The organism is Kitasatospora sp. NPDC127116 (assembly GCF_042677365.1).
Classification (GTDB): Bacteria; Actinomycetota; Actinomycetes; order Streptomycetales; family Streptomycetaceae; genus Kitasatospora; species Kitasatospora lactacystinica.
On record NZ_JBHXTL010000103.1, the window covers coordinates 21,229 to 37,408 of the forward strand.

A 16,180-nucleotide genomic window follows, 5' to 3' on the forward strand; every position below is an offset into this window, starting at 1 on the left:
GGCCCCGGGGAGGGGCGGCCCGCTCGACGCGCGGTGGTTCAGCCGGCCCGCAGGTTCGACTCGACCCAGGCGACCACGTCGCGGGTCGGCGTGCCCGGGGTGAAGATGTCCGCGACACCCATCGCCTTGAGCTCGGCGATGTCCTCGTCCGGGATGATCCCCCCGCAGAAGACCTTGATGTCCTCCGCGTCGCGCTCCTTCAGCAGCTCCAGGACCCGCGCGCACAGCGTCATGTGGGCGCCGGACAGGATGGACAGCCCGATGCCGTCCGCGTCCTCCTGGATCGCGGTGTCGACGACCTGCTCGGGCGTCTGGTGCAGTCCGGTGTAGATGACCTCCATACCGGCGTCGCGCAGGGCGCGCGCGATGACCTTGGCACCACGGTCGTGACCGTCGAGCCCGGGCTTGGCGACCACCACACGGATCGGCCCCGACACACTCATGACTGCCTCCTGGACGTCGTCGTCCACCATCCGACCGGGCCTCGTGGGCCGCCGGCGCGGTTAACGGTCAATAACCAACCTGAGGGGAGGTTAGCGCCACCCGGCACGGTTGACCGTGCCACCTCCCAAGAGGAGGGCAAAGTCACAGCTCCGGGCCTTGCCACCGGCGGGCCTACCCCTCCTCCCCGCAACCTCCGCACAGACCCCCCGGCCGCCCCCTTGACATCCGGAGGTTTTTCCGGGGCGTCGGCCAGGGAGCTACAGTCACGGCTGTCTTCCCCCGCCCGACGACGTCCGAGGCCCACCGAGGAGGCAGCCCCGATGGCTCCCGATGCAGCCGCCCGTCCGACCCGCGCGGAGCTGCGCCTCGCCGCCCGCGAGCAGTCCCGTGCCCAGCGCCGCGGCGCCGCCAGGGCGGCCACCCGGACGGCGCTGCTGCGGGTCGCGCTGCCGTCGGTGGCCGCGCTCGGGGTGGCCGCGGCGGCGGCGATCACGGTGCAGGGGGAGGCCGACCAGCAGCGCGCCCAGGCCGCCGGACAGGTGCCGCGGACCGCGGTCGACAACGCCCCGGACACCACCGCCGTTCAGGCGGCGGCCCAGGCGGTCGCGGCCGGCGCGCCGACCCAGGCCTCGCGCGGCGACGCCCGCCTGCCGCTGGCCGGCGCCCAGCCCACCGAGGCCCCCACCGCGCAGCCCACCGCCGAGCCGGCGCCCGAGCCGGTCGGGCCCAAGGTCGTCATGCCGGTCGCCCGGCACGGTCTCGGCGAACAGTTCGGCGAGGCCGGCACCCACTGGGCCAACCGGCACACCGGCATCGACTTCCCGGTGGACGGCGGCTCCGAGGTCTACGCCGTGACCGACGGCACCCTGCGCACCCAGTGGAACCCGTTCTACGGCTACATGACGATCCTCAAGATGCCCGACGGCACCGAGGCCTGGTACTGCCACCTGCGGGCGTACAAGGTGCGCAAGGGCCCGGTGAAGCAGGGCGACGTGATCGCCTTCGTCGGCACCAGCGGCAACAGCACCGGCCCGCACCTGCACTTCGAGATCCGGCCGCAGGGCAGCGGACCGATCGACCCGCTGCCCTGGTTCCTCGCGAACGGGCTGGACCCGCGCTGAGCCGCCCTACAGCTTCTCGACGGGCGCGTAGCGCAGCAGCAGCTGCTTGCGGCCCTCGGCACCGAAGTCGACGGTGGCCTGCGCCCGGTCGCCGGCGCCCGTGACGGCCATCACCGTGCCCAGCCCGAAGCTGTCGTGGGTGACCCGGTCGCCGACCGCGAGCGAGACGGCCTCGCGCTCCGCCGTCCGGCCGCCGCGCCGGGCCGACTGCCCCCAGCCCGCCTTCGGCGCGGCCGCCGTCGACGAGGACCGCGAACCGCCGCCCCCGGACGAGGACCTGCCCCAGGACGAGCCGGAGGAGAAGCCGCGCTGGACCGGCGCCTGCGCCGTCCCGGTGCGCTTCCACTCCACCAGCGTCTCCGGGATCTCCTCCAGGAACCGCGAGGCCGGGTTGTAGGCCGGCTGCCCCCAGGCGCTGCGCAGCACCGAGCGGGTCAGGTACAGCCGCTCGCGGGCCCGGGTGAGCCCGACGTACGCGAGCCGGCGCTCCTCCTCCAGCTCCTTGACCTGGTTGAGCGCCCGCATGTGCGGGAAGATCCCGTCCTCCATGCCGGTCAGGAAGACCACCGGGAACTCCAGGCCCTTGGCGGTGTGCAGGGTCATCATCGTGATGACGCCCTGCCCGTTCTCGTCGTCGTCCGGGATCTGGTCGGAGTCGGCGACCAGCGCGACCCGCTCCAGGAAGTCGGCCAGCGAGCCGACCGGCGGCGTGCCCTCGGCGTCGCCCTCCGGCCGCTCGCCCGGGTCCTGCTCGTACTCCAGGGCGACGGAGGCGAGCTCCTGGAGGTTCTCCACCCGGGTCTCGTCCTGCGGATCGGTCGACGCCTGGAGCTCGGCCAGGTAGCCGGTCTCCTCCAGGACGGCCTCCAGCACCGCCGCCGGGCCCGCGCCCGACTCGACGACCTGGCGCAGCCCGGCCATCAGGGTGTTGAACTTCTTGACGGCGTTGGCCGAGCGCGCGGCCATCCCGTAGGCCTCGTCGACCCGGACCAGCGCCCGGGCGAAGGAGATCCGCTCCCGCGCGGCCAGCGCGTCGATCATCGCCTCGGCCCGCTCGCCGATGCCGCGCTTGGGCACGTTGAGGATCCGGCGCAGCGGCACGGTGTCCTCCGGGTTGGAGAGCACCCGCAGGTACGCCAGGACGTCCCGGACCTCCTTGCGCTCGTAGAAGCGCACCCCGCCGACCACCTTGTACGGCAGGCCGACCCGGATGAACACCTCCTCGAACACGCGGGACTGGGCGTTGGTCCGGTAGAAGATCGCGACGTCGCCGGGCTTGGCCTCGCCCTTGTCGGTGAGCCGGTCGATCTCGTCGGCGATGAACTGGGCCTCGCCGTGCTCGTCGTCCGCGACGTAGCCGATGACCTTCTCGCCGTGCTCGCCGGCCGTCCACAGCTTCTTCTCGCGGCGGTTGGCGTTGCGCTCGATGACGGCGTTGGCGGCGCTCAGGATGGTCTGGGTGGAGCGGTAGTTCTGCTCCAGCAGGATCGTGGTCGCGTTCGGGTAGTCCTCCTCGAACTGGAGGATGTTGCGGATGGTCGCGCCGCGGAAGGCGTAGATCGACTGGTCCGCGTCACCGACCACGCACAGCTCGGCCGGCGGCACCTCGGCGAGCCGCCCCGCCGCCGGGTTCACGAGGTCGCCGTCCGCGGTGCGCCTGGGCGCGGCCGCGACGGAGCCCCCGCTCAGCTCCCTGACCAGCATGTACTGGGCGTGGTTGGTGTCCTGGTACTCGTCGACCAGGATGTGCCGGAACCGGCGCCGGTAGTGCTCGGCGACGTCGGGGAAGGCCTGCAGCAGGTTCACCGTCGTCATGATGATGTCGTCGAAGTCCAGCGCGTTGGCCTCGCGCAGCCGCCGCTGGTAGAGCGCGTACGCCTCGGCGAGCTTCTTCTCCATCGGGTTGGCGGCCTGGTCGGCGAAGGTCTCCTCGTCGATCAGCTCGTTCTTGAGGTTGCTGACCTTCGCCGTGAAGGACTTCGGCGGGAACTGCTTCGGGTCCAGGTCGAGGTCCCGGCAGACCAGCGACATCAGCCGCTGCGAGTCCGCCGAGTCGTAGATCGAGAAGCTGGAGGTGAAGCCCAGCTGCTTGGACTCGCGGCGCAGGATGCGCACGCAGGCGCTGTGGAAGGTGGAGACCCACATCGCCCGGGCGCGCGGGCCGACCAGCGCCTCGACGCGCTCGCGCATCTCGCCGGCCGCCTTGTTGGTGAAGGTGATCGCCAGGATCTCCCCCGGCTGCACCCCGCGGGCGCCCAGCAGGTGGGCGATCCGGTGGGTCAGCACCCGGGTCTTGCCCGAGCCGGCGCCGGCCACGATCAGCAGCGGCGAGCCCGCGTGCAGCACCGCCTCGCGCTGCGGGTCGTTCATCCCCTCCAGCAGCTGCGCCGGGTCCACCACCGTCCGCGCGGCGCCGTTGCGGTACCAGGCGTCCCGCTCCGCCTCGGCGGAGTGGTCGGTCCGGAACAGCCCGTCCGGGATGGCCTCCTCGTACGCGTCGTACGGAACGTCGTCGTCGTACGGCGGGGGCTCCTCGTCGAGGGGAGCTGCGGGCTGCTTCGACCCGGCGGCGGGTGCCTCGAAACCGGGGAGCGGAAGGTCGTCAAAGAGGCTACTCATGGCACATCGAGTCTATGGCCACCCACCGACAAGCCCGCCCGCCCCGGGCGACCGGGCCCGGTGCGGGCCGGTGCGGGCCGGTCGGACGGGCCCGCACCGGCCTTCGGGGGCGCCGGACGCCCCAGCCCCTCAGAGCCTCAGAGCCTCAGACCAGACGGCGGGCGGTGGCCCAGCGGGTCAGCTCGTGGCGGTTGCTCAGCTGGAGCTTGCGCAGCACCGCGGAGACGTGGCTCTCGACCGTCTTCACCGAGATGAAGAGCTGCTTGGCGATCTCCTTGTAGGCGTAGCCGCGGGCGATCAGCCGCAGGACCTCCCGCTCGCGCTGGGTGAGCCGGTCCAGGTCCTCGTCCACCGGCGGGGTGTCGGTGGCGGCGAAGGCGTCCAGCACGAAGCCGGCCAGCCGGGGCGAGAACACCGCGTCGCCGTCGGCGATCCGGAAGATCGCGTTCACCAGGTCGGCGCCGGTGATGGTCTTGGTGACGTAGCCGCGCGCACCGCCGCGGATGACGCCGATGACGTCGTCGGCGGCGTCCGACACCGACAGCGCCAGGAACTTCACGCCCTCCCGTCGCTCGCCACCGCTCTTGTCCGAGCCGCCGCGCGCCGCGCCGCCCGACCCCTCGCCCATCACCCCGGCCGAGCGGCGCAGCACCTCGACGCCGCCGCCGCCCGGCAGGTGGACGTCGAGCAGCACCACGTCCGGCCTGGTCTCGGCGACCACGCGGACCGCCGAGTCCACGTCGTCGGCCTCGCCGACCACGTCGATGCCGGTCACCTCGGTGCGGCCGATCTCGGCCCTGACCCCCGTCCGGAACATCCGGTGGTCGTCCACCAGCACGACCCGCGCAGAACGCTCCGGAGCTGCCTCAGTCATCCGCTCTCTCCATCTCCAACTCGACCTCGGTGCCGCCGCCCGCAGCCGGCCGCACCCGAGCGGTGCCGCCGTTGCGCTTCATCCGGCCGATGATCGACTCCCGTACGCCCATCCGGTCCTCGGGCACCGTGTCGGGGTCGAAGCCGGGGCCGTGGTCGCGGACGAACACCGACACCGTCCTCCCCTCCACCTCGGCGTAGACCTGGACCGGTCCCCCGCCACCGTACTTGGCCGCGTTGACGGTCGCCTCCCTCGCGGCCTGCATCTGTGCCGCGATCCTCTCGTCCATCGGGCAGTCGCCGACGATCACCAGCTCCACCGGGACGCCGTGCCGGTCCTCGACCTCGGCGACGGCGGCCCGCAGGCTCTCCGCCATGGTGTCCGGCGCGGCCTCGGCGGCGGCCTCCGGGCGGTACAGCCACAGCCGCAGCTCGCGCTCCTGCGAGCGGGCCAGCCGCAGCACCTCCTTGGGGTCCTCGGCCCGGCGCTGGATCAGGGTCAGGGTGTGCAGCACGGAGTCGTGGATGTGCGCGGCGATCTCGGCCCGCTCCTGGGCGCGGATGCGGGCCGTGCGCTCGGCCCCGAGGTCCTGCCAGAGCCGCAGTCCGTACGGGCCCAGCAGCACCAGCACGCCGGCCAGCACCGCGAGCGAGGCCTCGACCACCGAGCCGAGCGTGGAACCGCTGCCCTGCATGGCGAGCAGCGCGATGGTGCCGGCCACCGCGAGCAGCACGCCGGCGCCGACCCGGGTGTAGGCGCCGCGCCGCTTCTCGCCCTCCTCGATGCCGAACCAGCGCTGCCAGCGCGAGTCGTCGGCCTGCCGCCAGACCAGCGCCACGCCGACGCCGATCGCCAGCAGCGGCCAGGTGTACGGCTTGGCGGTCTGCAGGCCGAGCACGTTGAGCAGGGCGATCAGGCCGATCACCGTCATCACCAGGGCGGCGAGCTGGCCCAGGCCGCCCTGCCCGGCCTTGCCGGCCGGCGCCGCCTCCTCCCCCTCCGCGGGGGCGCCCACCGGCTCGCCCTGCAGGGTGTGCTGGAGCAGCCGGCGCATCCGGGCCACCCAGCCGCCGGCCTGGCCGCCCTTGCTCAGCAGGCCGCCCTGCACCCCGGGCGAGGCCGGGACGAACACCCCGTTGACGTACACCCACTGGGCGCCGCCGCGCTGCGAGGGCTCGCCGATGCCGATCGGCACCACGAACCAGAACGCGGCGTACAGCAGGGCGCCGATCCCCTGCGCGAAGAACAGCACGACGAAGGCGATCCGCACCCACCGCACCGGCAGCCCGAGGTGCACCGCCAGGCCGTGCGCGACGCCGCCGAGCATCCGTCCCTGCGGGCTGCGGTAGAGCCGCCGGTAGGGCGGCCTCCCGTCGTCGGGCGCGCTCGGGTCGGCGCCGGCCGACGACGCGGCGTCGGGGGCGGTGGGTCGGGGATCGGTACCGGGGGCTGCCACGGCACCGATGGTTCCACGCGCGCGCCCACGGGCGCATCAGGGTGTGTCCCCATCGCGTATCAGGGACAAGTCAGGGTACGGACAGGGATCGACCCGGTTGGGCCGGGCCCGCCCCTGCCGGAAGGATGGTGCCCATGACCGAGGACCCCCGCATCGAGGAGGCCGGGCCCGCCGCCCCGCCGGAACCGGACCGCCCGCCACTGACCCGGGCCGAGCACCACCGCGTGGTGGCCGGCGTCTGCGGCGGCCTCGGCCGGCACCTGGACATCGACCCGGTGGTCTTCCGGATCGTCACGGTGGTGCTCTGCCTCTCCGGCGGCCTCGGGCTGTTCCTGTACGGCCTGGCCTGGCTGATCGTCCCGACCGACGACGAGTCCAAGGGCCGCGGCGGGCGCACCGAGCTCCAGCGGGTGCTCACCGGGCGGGTGGACGGCCAGTCGGTCGGCGCGGTGCTGCTGACCGTGATCGGCACCGGGGTGTTCTTCTCCTCGATGGGCGACGGGGACCAGATGTTCCCGCTGCTGCTGCTCGCCGCCCTGGTCTTCCTGGCGGTGCGCTACGACCCGGAGCGCCGCCGGGGCCGCGGCCGGGGGCGCGACCGCCGCGGCGGCGGGCCGTACGACCGCCACTTCCCGGGGTCCGACGGGTCCGAGGGCACCGGGGTCACCGGCGGCGCGGCGGGCGCCGGGAGCGCCGGGGCCTACCGCTGGCCGCGGCCGGAGCAGGACGAGTCCGCCCGGGCCGCCGGAAAGGGCCCCGCCGACAGCCCGGCCCCCGGCGCCGGCGGCTACCTGTGGGACCCCCGCCACCCCGAGCGCAATCCGTACGGGGGCGGCTCCTCGGCCACCCCGACCCCGCCCTTCGGCACTCCGACCCCGCCCTTCGGCACCCCGGTGCCGCCGGCCGGTGGCCCGGCCCGGCCCTGGTGGCAGCGCGCCGACCTGCCGCAGGGCGACCCGCTGCGCAAGGAGCACCCCGGGCGACGCCCCGCGCCCGCCGCCGTACGGCGCCCCCGGGAGCGCTCGGCGCTCGGCTTCTTCGGCTTCCTGCTGGCGATCGGCGCGGGCGCCGCGGTCTGGGCCGCCTCCGCCGACCACCACGACCCCACCGTGCTGGGTGCGACGGTGCTGGCCGCCGCGCTGCTGGTGGTGGGCCTGACGCTGCTGGTCGGCGCGAAGTTCGGCCGGGCCCGCCGGCTGGCGGTGACCGGCCTGCTGCTCACCCTGGCGCTGGCCTTCGTCGGCCACTCGCCGGACTCCATGCGCAACGCCGTCGGCGATCGCGACTGGACCGTCGCCTCGGCGACCGACCTGCGCGACCGGTACAACCTGGGCGCCGGGCAGATCAGGCTCGACCTCTCCGCACTCGACCCGGCGGGGGCCACCCTCGCCACCAAGGTCGACCTCGGAACCGGCGACATGACGGTCACCGTGCCGGACGACATCACGGTGAACCTGGTGACCCGGATCGGCCTGGGCAACGTCACCGTCCCGGGTGAGCGGAGCGACGGCACCGGGCGGCACACCTACCTGATCGGCCCTGCCAACGGGCAGCCGGCCAAGGGGACCCTCAATCTCGAACTCGGAATCGGGCTCGGCAACATCAAGGTGGTCCAGCAGTGAGGAAGCACCGGCTCGACCTGTTCTCGCTGATCGCGGGCGCGCTGTTCACCGTACTCGCGGTGCTCTACCTGGTCGCGGCGCTCAACGACCAGTCGGTGAACGGGCGGATCGTCATCCCGGTCACCTTCATCGTGCTCGGTGTCGGCGGCCTGGCCGGCGCGGTCGCGGCGGTGGCCCGGCGCGGCCGGCCCGACCGCGAGGAGTGAGCGGCCGGGGCAGGCCCCCGGACGTCCCGCGCCGCCCCTGACCGGCTCCGGGCCCTCAGCTCTGCTGCGGGCCCAGGGCCAGCCGGTCCCCGTCCTTGCTGACGGCGTACTTGGGCAGCGGCTTGACCGCCGGCCCGTTGACCACCGCACCGGTCGCGGCGTCGAACCGGGAGCCGTGGCAGGGGCAGTACAGCTGGCCGTTCTTCGGCGCGTCCACGGCGCAGCCGGAGTGGGTGCACACCGCGGAGAAGGCGCAGTACTGGCCGGCCTTGGGCTGGACGATGTAGACGGCGTCCCCGGTGGCCGGGTCCTTGACCTGGGCCGATCCGCCGACCGGCACGCTCGCGGCGGGCACCGTGGGCGCCGTCGCCGGGGCGCCGGAGGCCGGGGCCGCGGCGGACGGGACGGCGGAGACCGGGGCCGCCGACGGCTCGGGCGCGGCCGACCTGTCCCGGCCGAAGGTCCGGGTCAGCGAGCCGGTGAGCAGCCCGGCCCCGCCGATCGCGACGGCCGCGATCCCGCCGTCCACCAGGGCCCGGCGCTTGACGTGGTCCTCGCCCAGCCCGCGCGCGCGGTCCCGTCCGGCCCGGCGGGCCAGGTAGCCGTCCACCGACAGGTACGGGGTGCCGGCCAGCAGCAGCGGCGTCCAGGCCATCAGGTAGGCCAGGTCGTTGCCGAGGTAGTACGGCGAGACGCTCCAGCTGACGGTCAGCCACAGGCTGAGGCTGAGCAGCGCGCCGCCGAGCGCGGCGGCCCGGCCCCAGAGGCCGAGCAGGGTGCCCAGGCCCACCGCCAGCTCGCCGAAGGCGACGGCGAGCGCGAACAGGGTCGGGTGGTCGAGGGCGGGGCCGAGCAGGAAGGAGATCGGGCTGCCGCCCGCCTTGGCGGCCCGGGTCTGCGAGACGAAGGACGCCGGGTCGCCCGCCCCGGCCAGGAAGTGGGCGTCGGAGAGCTTGTCGAGCGCGGCGTAGACGAAGGTGACGCCGAGGAAGAGCCGCAGGGGCAGCAGCGCGTACTTGGACGCGAGCGCCTGCAGTTGCGCCGCCCCGGCGGCCCGGCCGGCCGCGCCGCCACCGGCCGGCACCGAGTTGCTGGCCTCCGACATCCCTCACACCTTCCCTCGCCGCCTGCCAGTCCCTGACAGGTCCGGTCCGCATTCTGCCCGCTCCCGGCCGCTTTCGGTGGGAGGTCCTCCCGGAGAGCGACGCCCGCACCGCAAACGGTCGCGCCGTCGCTCCCTCCAGTACGGGAACGACGGCGCGACCGTTCAGGCATCGGCCTCAGGACGAAGAAGCGTCCCGGCGGCCGGCGGGAGTGATCACTCCCACTCGATGGTGCCCGGCGGCTTGCTGGTGACGTCGACGACGACGCGGTTCACGTCGCGGACCTCGTTGGTGATCCGGGTGGAGATCTTCGCCAGCACGTCGTACGGCAGGCGCGACCAGTCGGCGGTCATGGCGTCCTCGGACGAGACCGGGCGCAGCACGATCGGGTGGCCGTAGGTACGGCCGTCGCCCTGCACGCCCACGCTGCGGACGTCGGCGAGCAGCACGACCGGGCACTGCCAGATCTCGCGGTCCAGACCGGCCGCGGTCAGCTCCTCGCGGGCGATCGCGTCGGCGTCGCGGAGCAGGTCCAGACGCTCCTCGGTGACCTCGCCGACGATCCGGATGCCCAGGCCCGGGCCCGGGAACGGCTGGCGCTGGACGATCTCCTCCGGCAGGCCCAGCTCCTGGCCGACCATCCGGACCTCGTCCTTGAACAGCTTGCGCAGCGGCTCCACCAGCTGGAACTGGAGGTCCTCGGGCAGGCCGCCGACGTTGTGGTGGGACTTGATGTTGGCGGTGCCGGTGCCGCCGCCGGACTCCACCACGTCCGGGTACAGGGTGCCCTGGACCAGGAAGTCGACCGACTCGCCCTGCTCGCCGGCCTCGGCGACGATCTCGGCCTGGGCCTGCTCGAAGACCCGGATGAACTCCCGGCCGATGATCTTGCGCTTCTCCTCGGGGTCGGTGACCCCCTTCAGCGCGTTCAGGAAGCGCTCGGCGGCGTCGACGACCTTCAGCTGGACGCCGGTGGCGGCCACGAAGTCCTTCTCGACCTGCTCGGTCTCGCCCTTGCGCATCAGGCCGTGGTCGACGTAGACGCAGGTCAGCCGGTCGCCGATGGCCTTGTTGACCAGGGCGGCCGCGACCGCGGAGTCCACGCCGCCGGACAGGCCGCAGATCGCGCGCTTGTCGCCGACCTGCTCGCGGATCAGGGCGATCTGCTCGTCGACCACGCTGCCGGTGGTCCAGGTCGGGGCGATGCCGGCGCCGCGGTAGAGGAAGTGCTCCAGGACCTGCTGGCCGTGGTCGGAGTGCAGCACCTCGGGGTGGTACTGGACGCCGTAGAGCCGGGCCTCGTCGTTCTCGAAGGCCGCGACCGGGACCAGGTCGGTGGAGGCGGTGACGGCGAAGCCCTCCGGGGCGGCGGAGCAGGCGTCGCCGTGCGACATCCACACCGAGTGCTGCGCCGGGACGCCCTCGAACAGGGTGGAGCCGGTGCGGGAGACGGTCAGCGGGGTGCGGCCGTACTCGCGGGCGCCGTTGTTGTCGACGGTGCCGCCGAGGCTCTTGGCCATCAGCTGGAAGCCGTAGCACATGCCGAAGACCGGGACACCGGCCTCGAAGATCGCGCGGTCGATCTGCGGCGCGCCGTCTTCGTAGACCGACGAGGGGCCACCGGAGAGGATGATCGCCTTGGGGTTCTTGGCGAGCATCTCGGCGACCGGCATGCTGCTCGGCACGATCTCGCTGTAGACCCGCGCCTCACGCACCCGACGGGCGATGAGCTGGGCGTACTGGGCGCCGAAGTCGACCACCAGGACGGGGTCGTTGTCCGGCGCGGACTGGACGGGAATTGCAGAGGACACAGACGGCCTTCCGGCAGCGGTATCGAGGTGTCACGCGTGGCCGCCTCCCCGGCGGGACTGCGGCTGCGGCGGACGGTGTGGGGTGTCTGGACACCGATTCTACCGGGCTGTCCGGTTTCACTCGTCTGCCCGTCCAATGAACCGTGACCGGGCGGGGCCGCGGTTCGTTGCTTCTGACGAACGTACGGCCGCGCCGCGTCCGCCAGGCGCGCCGCCCGCCCCCGCGGGGGCACCGTACGGCAGCAGGACCACGCGTGGAGCTCCACCCCAGTCCACCGGCGCACGTGGTGCCGCCGCCCGGTCCGCCGGGCGCGCGGCTCCGTGGGACCGTGCGCGGGTGCCGCGGCCGGCGAGCAGGGGACAGCGACCCCGGCCGCGACTGGGCCGAGAGGTGGGACGGCCGGAGTCCGGGGACGCCCGGGACCGGCCGTCGCACCCCCGGTCCGTTCCGGTGCGCGCCCGGGCGCACTCCCCCGTCCACCTCGTGCCGCTACGCGCGTCCCCGTGCGCCACAACCATCCGGACCACTACGCACCGTGATCATCGACGGCGGCCCCGCCGGGAAATGCTCTGTGCCGAACTGTGCCGAACCGGTTGCAGAGCGAGCCCCTCGTCCAGCACGATGCTCGTTGTAAGCGGTTCTCCCGGCGCCTCACGGCCCACCGAGGAGGCCCGCGACGGCGTTCTCCGCAGCCGCGCCGCAGGGCGGTGGCAGCGATTGTCAGTTCACGCTCCGTGAGCGTGGGACCGGCGCAGACCTGCGTGCCGACCCGCCGCGCACGGAGGTGCGCGCCCCGCACGGCCGGCCACCCACGCCGGAGCCGCGCGGCGCACCCCGAAGCCGACCGACACGACGGCGCTCCTCCCCCGGCGCCGTCACCCCAGCACCGGCGCGGCCCTGACGCCGAGTGCTGAACGACAAAGGGCCCCGTTCCCCCGCGGGGCCCTTTGCCCTTTCCCCGTGCTCCCGACCTCCGGCACCGTGCTCCCGGCCGCCGGCACCCCGACCGCCGCCCGGGTCAGGGGTGCTTGCGCCAGACGCTCGGGTCGACCGGCTCCTCGGCCGGGGGCGGCGGCACCGCGCCGGGCACCGGCGCCCCGCCGGCCGGGGCGGGCGGCTCCTCGTGCGAGTCGAGCACCTCGCTCACCCCGCCGCCGGAGTCGAACGGCGCGTCCTGCGGCACGACGGCCCGCGCCGGCCCGCCGTACCCCGGCACCGGGCCGCCCTGCTGCGCCGGAACGCCGTGCGGCGGCGTCGCGTACGGCACCTGCGGCGGCACCGCCGCCGGGTGCGGCGCGCCGCCCTGGGCACGGGCGAACGGGGACTCGGCGTACGGCACCGCGCCGTTCGGCGCGCCCGCGCCCCGGTCGCGGACGGCCACCAGCAGCGGCGGCACCAGCAGGGCGCCGACCAGCGCCCAGACCGCGTTGGCCACCAGCGTGCCCAGGAACACCAGCCCGGCCGAGGACTCCTGGGAGAACTCCATCCGGGCGGTCTCGGTCCAGCCCGTCATGGACGTGGTCTCCACCAGCCGCGCCCCGGAGAGCGCCATCAGCAGGGTGAGCGCCCCGGCGTGCAGGGCCGCCAGGCGCAGCCGGTCGGTCGCGTCCAGGCGCCGCCGGTACGCCGCCCAGCCGAGCACGCCCGCCGCGACGAGCGCGGCCAGGCCGGCCCAGCGCCAATCGGCGCTCAGGTCCCGCAGGTCGAAGAAGGAGAACTCGGTGTCGTTGCTGCGGTCGCGCCACGAGCCGCCGCCGTCACCGGACAGACCGGTGTGCGTCCGGAAGCCCGCCCCCGAGCCGAAGCCGAGCAGGCCCAGGCCGAGGTTGGGCAGGAAGGCCAGCGAGACCCCGGTCAACGCCCCGTCGTCGCTGTTCAGCGCGACCAGCAGGAAGGCCGCCACCGAGGACAGCCCCACCGAGACCGCGAGCGCCTGGCCGGCGGTCAGCGCGGCCACCGCCCAGCCGCGCACCGAGCGGCTGCGCCAGGCCGCCCAGCGCAGCGCGTCGGTGCCGTACACCAGGAAGGCCAGCAGGGCGGCCGGCACCACGGTCCAGGCGACCGCCTCCAGCCAGCCGGAGTCCGCGGTGACCAGCAGCTCCGGCTTCCCCCGGGAGTCGAAGTAGTCGGACTTCACGCCGCGGCCGTCCGGGCTCCAGTCCGTACCGCCGACCAGGCCGAGCGCCAGGCTCACCGCCGCGAGGACCGCCGCGGTGCGCATCGCCTCGGCGGCGGCCTGGCCCCGGGTCAGCTGGCCCTCGGCCGCCTTGCGCCGGCGCAGCCCGGCCCGCAGGCCGAGCCAGAGCGCCAGGCACCACAGGACCGTGACGGTCATCGGCAGCACCCGGACGGTCTCGGTCCAGCCGTCCGGGCCCCGGCCCACCGAGCTCTGGTAGGCGAGCCGGAACGGCGCGCCGAGCGCGTTCAGGGTCATCGACAGCATCGCGCCGAAACGCTCGCCGAAGCCGGGCGCCTCGAACCGGTACTGGTACTGGTAGTCGCTGGGGACCGCCGCGATCAGCGCCACGGCCAGCAGGACGAGGGTCGGCGCGACGGCCGCCCTGGCCGCCGGGCGCCAGTCCGCGGCCGTCAGCAGGCGCTGGAGGGCGGGCTGCCTGTCGTACGACTGCCCGGCGCCCCAGCTGCCCAGGGCGGGCGGGGCCGCGGCCGCGGGCCGGTACCCCGGCTGCGGCCCGTACTCCGGCTGCGGCCCGTACCCGGGCGGCGGCACGGGCGCAGCCGCACCCGGCGGTGGCGGCGGGACAGCTGTCGGCGGGACGGCCGGCGGGACGGCGCTCGGCGGGGCGGTCGGCGGGGCCGGGGGCGCGAACGGCCGGCCGCACGACCCGCAGGCGGGCGCCCCCTCCGCCGAAGTCGCCCCGCACGATGTGCAGTTGGCCATGGCCCGCGTTCCCCCCGCTCGACGAGTTCCTGGCCGCCCCAGGGAGCCCGTTTATCCCATCGGACCCGAACGGCTGTCAACCGGGAACCGGCGCAGGCGGATTGGCCCGCCGGACCGGGTTCAGCCGCGCTTCTTCGGGACCTCCGGGACGGGCAGCAGCGGCAGCCGCAGCGCGCCGAACGCGCCCTCGGGCACGGCCGGCCGCACCGGCGCCACGGCCGCGACCCGCCGGTACTCCTCGCCCTGGGCCGGGCGCGGGTCCGCCTCGCCCTTGTTCGGCCACATCGACAGGGCGCGCTCGGCCTGGGCCGTGATGGTGAGCGAGGGGTTGACGCCCAGGTTGGCGGAGACGGCCGAACCGTCCACCACGCTGATCCCCGGGTAGCCGTACAGCCGGTGGTACGGGTCCACCACGCCGGTCCCGGGGGCGTCGCCGATCGGGCAGCCGCCCAGGAAGTGCGCCGTCATCGGGATGTCGAAGATCTCGCCGACGGTGCTGCCGGGGAAGCCGTTGATCTCGTCGGCCAGCGCCTGGGCACCGCGCTCGGCCGCCGGGATCCAGGTCGGATTGGGCTCGCCGTGGCCCTGGGCGGAGGTGAGCCGGGCCTTGCCGAGCGGGCCCTTCCTCAGCGAGACGGTGATCGAGTTGTCGAGCGACTGCATCACCAGGCCGATGATCGTCTTCTCGGACCAGCGGCGCTGGTTCATCGAGCGGGCGAAGGTCACCGGGTGGAGCGCCGAGTTGCCCAGGTAGCGCAGCCAGCGCGGGAGCGTTCCGCCGCCCCTGACCTGGGCGATGGACAGTGCGCCCATCGCGTTGGAGCCCTTGCCGTAGCGGACCGGCTCGATGTGGGTGTTGGCGTCCGGGTGGATCGAGGAGGTGATCGCCACGCCCTTGGTGAAGTCCGCCTTGGCACCGTAGCGCCGGTCGGTGGTCTGCGCCCCCACCAGGGCCTCGGAGTTGGTCCGGGTCAGCTCGCCCAGCCGCTCCGAGATCCGGGGCAGGTGGCCGCCGTCCCGCATCCGGTGCAGCAGCGACTGGGTGCCGTAGGTGCCGGCCGCGACGACCACCCGGGCCGCCGTGATGGTCCGCGCGCCCGCCTTCACCCGGTCGGTCTTCGAGCGCGCGTCGGTGCGGCGCACGTCCACGGCGAAGCCCCGGTCCCCGTCGGCCCCGCCGATCTCCCGGATCCGGGCCACCGTGGTGAGCGGGTGGATCTCCGCGCCGCCCTTCTCGGCCAGGTACAGGTAGTTCTCGGTGAGCATGTTCTTGGCGCCGTGCCGGCAGCCGGTCATGCACTCGCCGCACTCCACGCAGGCCTTGCGGGCCGGGCCGGCGCCGCCGAAGTACGGGTCGGCCACCTCGCCCCCCGGGGCCGCCTCGGCCGCGCCTCCCCCGGACTCCGTCCGGGAGGTGCCCCCGGCGTCCTCGCCGTCGCCGAAGAAGACCCCGACCGGCGCCATGTGGAAGGTGTCGCCGACGCCCATCCGCTCGGCGGCCGCCTTGAGGTGGACGTCGGACGGGGTGAGGGTCGGGTTGAGCCGGACCCCGAGCATCCGCTGCGCCTGGTCGTAGAACGGCGCCAACTCCTGCTGCCAGTCGGTGATGTGGCGCCACTGCCGGTCCTCGAAGAAGGCCTTCGGCGGCACGTACAGGGTGTTGGCGTAGTTCAGCGAGCCGCCGCCGACCCCGGCGCCGGCCAGGATCAGCACATTGGCCAGCAGGTGGATGCGCTGGATGCCGTACAGCCCGAGCCGCGGCGCCCACAGGTAGTTCGGCAGGTCCCAGGAGTTCCTGGGCAGTTCGTCCCGGTCGAAGCGCCGCCCGGCCTCCAGGACGGCGACCCGGTAGCCCTTCTCGGTCAGCCGCAGCGCCGCGACCGAACCGCCGAAGCCGGACCCGACCACCACCACGTCGTAGTCGAACTCCGCCGCACCGCCGGACTGCACCATCTGCCACCGCTCCTTCGCCGGGTGAACCTGTCTGTGGGGCGGCGGGGGGGGGGGGGCGGCCCCCCCCC

The 16,180-nt window shown here is 74.4% G+C and carries 11 protein-coding genes and 1 pseudogene; 3 read left to right on the top strand and 9 right to left on the bottom strand.

Annotated elements, in window-relative coordinates; translation table 11 throughout:
* Positions 1-38: 38 nt before the first annotated feature.
* Positions 39-443, bottom strand: coding sequence for a cobalamin B12-binding domain-containing protein (locus ACFVHV_RS31915; protein WP_224285525.1), 405 nt, complete (start codon positions 441-443; stop codon positions 39-41).
* Positions 444-764: 321 nt separating this feature from the next.
* On the opposite strand from ACFVHV_RS31915, the gene ACFVHV_RS31920 reads away from it, so the two are divergent.
* Positions 765-1,565, top strand: a complete 801-nt coding sequence (locus ACFVHV_RS31920) for a M23 family metallopeptidase (protein ID WP_380355696.1) — start codon at positions 765-767, stop codon at positions 1,563-1,565.
* Between the two features lie 6 nt (positions 1,566-1,571).
* Here the strand turns inward: ACFVHV_RS31920 and pcrA are convergent, their stop codons facing one another.
* The 3 genes from pcrA to ACFVHV_RS31935 form a co-directional block, all read right to left on the bottom strand.
* Positions 1,572-4,184, bottom strand: a complete 2,613-nt coding sequence (pcrA, locus tag ACFVHV_RS31925) for a DNA helicase PcrA (protein WP_380355698.1) — start codon at positions 4,182-4,184, stop codon at positions 1,572-1,574.
* Positions 4,185-4,329: 145 nt separating this feature from the next.
* Positions 4,330-5,058 carry a response regulator transcription factor gene (locus tag ACFVHV_RS31930; RefSeq protein ID WP_359911261.1) on the bottom strand — a complete coding sequence of 243 codons (729 nt, stop codon included), beginning with the start codon at positions 5,056-5,058 and terminating at the stop codon, positions 4,330-4,332.
* Positions 5,051-6,385 (bottom strand): PspC domain-containing protein, encoded by a 1,335-nt coding sequence (locus tag ACFVHV_RS31935; protein ID WP_380355709.1) that lies wholly within the window; start codon positions 6,383-6,385, stop codon positions 5,051-5,053. The genes ACFVHV_RS31930 and ACFVHV_RS31935 overlap by 8 nt, the downstream gene beginning before the upstream one ends.
* A gap of 263 nt (positions 6,386-6,648) precedes the next feature.
* Here ACFVHV_RS31935 and ACFVHV_RS31940 point away from each other — a divergent pair, with 263 nt between their 5' ends.
* On the top strand, positions 6,649-8,136 hold the full coding sequence (locus ACFVHV_RS31940; RefSeq protein ID WP_380355701.1) for a PspC domain-containing protein: 1,488 nt from the start codon (positions 6,649-6,651) through the stop codon (positions 8,134-8,136).
* Complete coding sequence (locus tag ACFVHV_RS31945) at positions 8,133-8,342, top strand: hypothetical protein (protein WP_359911252.1); 210 nt, start codon at positions 8,133-8,135, stop codon at positions 8,340-8,342. Before ACFVHV_RS31940 ends, ACFVHV_RS31945 begins: the two co-directional genes overlap by 4 nt.
* 55 nt (positions 8,343-8,397) lie before the next feature.
* Here ACFVHV_RS31945 and ACFVHV_RS31950 read toward each other — a convergent pair whose 3' ends face one another.
* From ACFVHV_RS31950 to ACFVHV_RS31970, 5 genes and pseudogenes are all read right to left on the bottom strand, one after another.
* Entirely contained in the window at positions 8,398-8,871 is a 474-nt protein-coding gene (locus ACFVHV_RS31950) for a ubiquinol-cytochrome c reductase iron-sulfur subunit (protein WP_380355712.1), read from the bottom strand.
* 42 nt (positions 8,872-8,913) lie between these two features.
* Positions 8,914-9,447, bottom strand: a pseudogene (locus tag ACFVHV_RS31955) (DoxX family membrane protein); the annotation flags it as partial.
* Positions 9,448-9,660: 213 nt separating this feature from the next.
* Positions 9,661-11,256 (bottom strand): glutamine-hydrolyzing GMP synthase, encoded by a 1,596-nt coding sequence (gene guaA, locus ACFVHV_RS31960; protein ID WP_359911249.1) that lies wholly within the window; start codon positions 11,254-11,256, stop codon positions 9,661-9,663.
* Between the two features lie 1,019 nt (positions 11,257-12,275).
* Complete coding sequence (locus tag ACFVHV_RS31965) at positions 12,276-13,988, bottom strand: hypothetical protein (RefSeq protein WP_380355706.1); 1,713 nt, start codon at positions 13,986-13,988, stop codon at positions 12,276-12,278.
* A gap of 291 nt (positions 13,989-14,279) precedes the next feature.
* The gene (locus ACFVHV_RS31970; protein ID WP_359911243.1) at positions 14,280-16,112 is read right to left on the bottom strand and encodes a GMC family oxidoreductase; all 1,833 of its coding nucleotides are present in this window, start codon (positions 16,110-16,112) and stop codon (positions 14,280-14,282) included.
* Between the last annotated feature and the right edge of the window lie 68 nt (positions 16,113-16,180).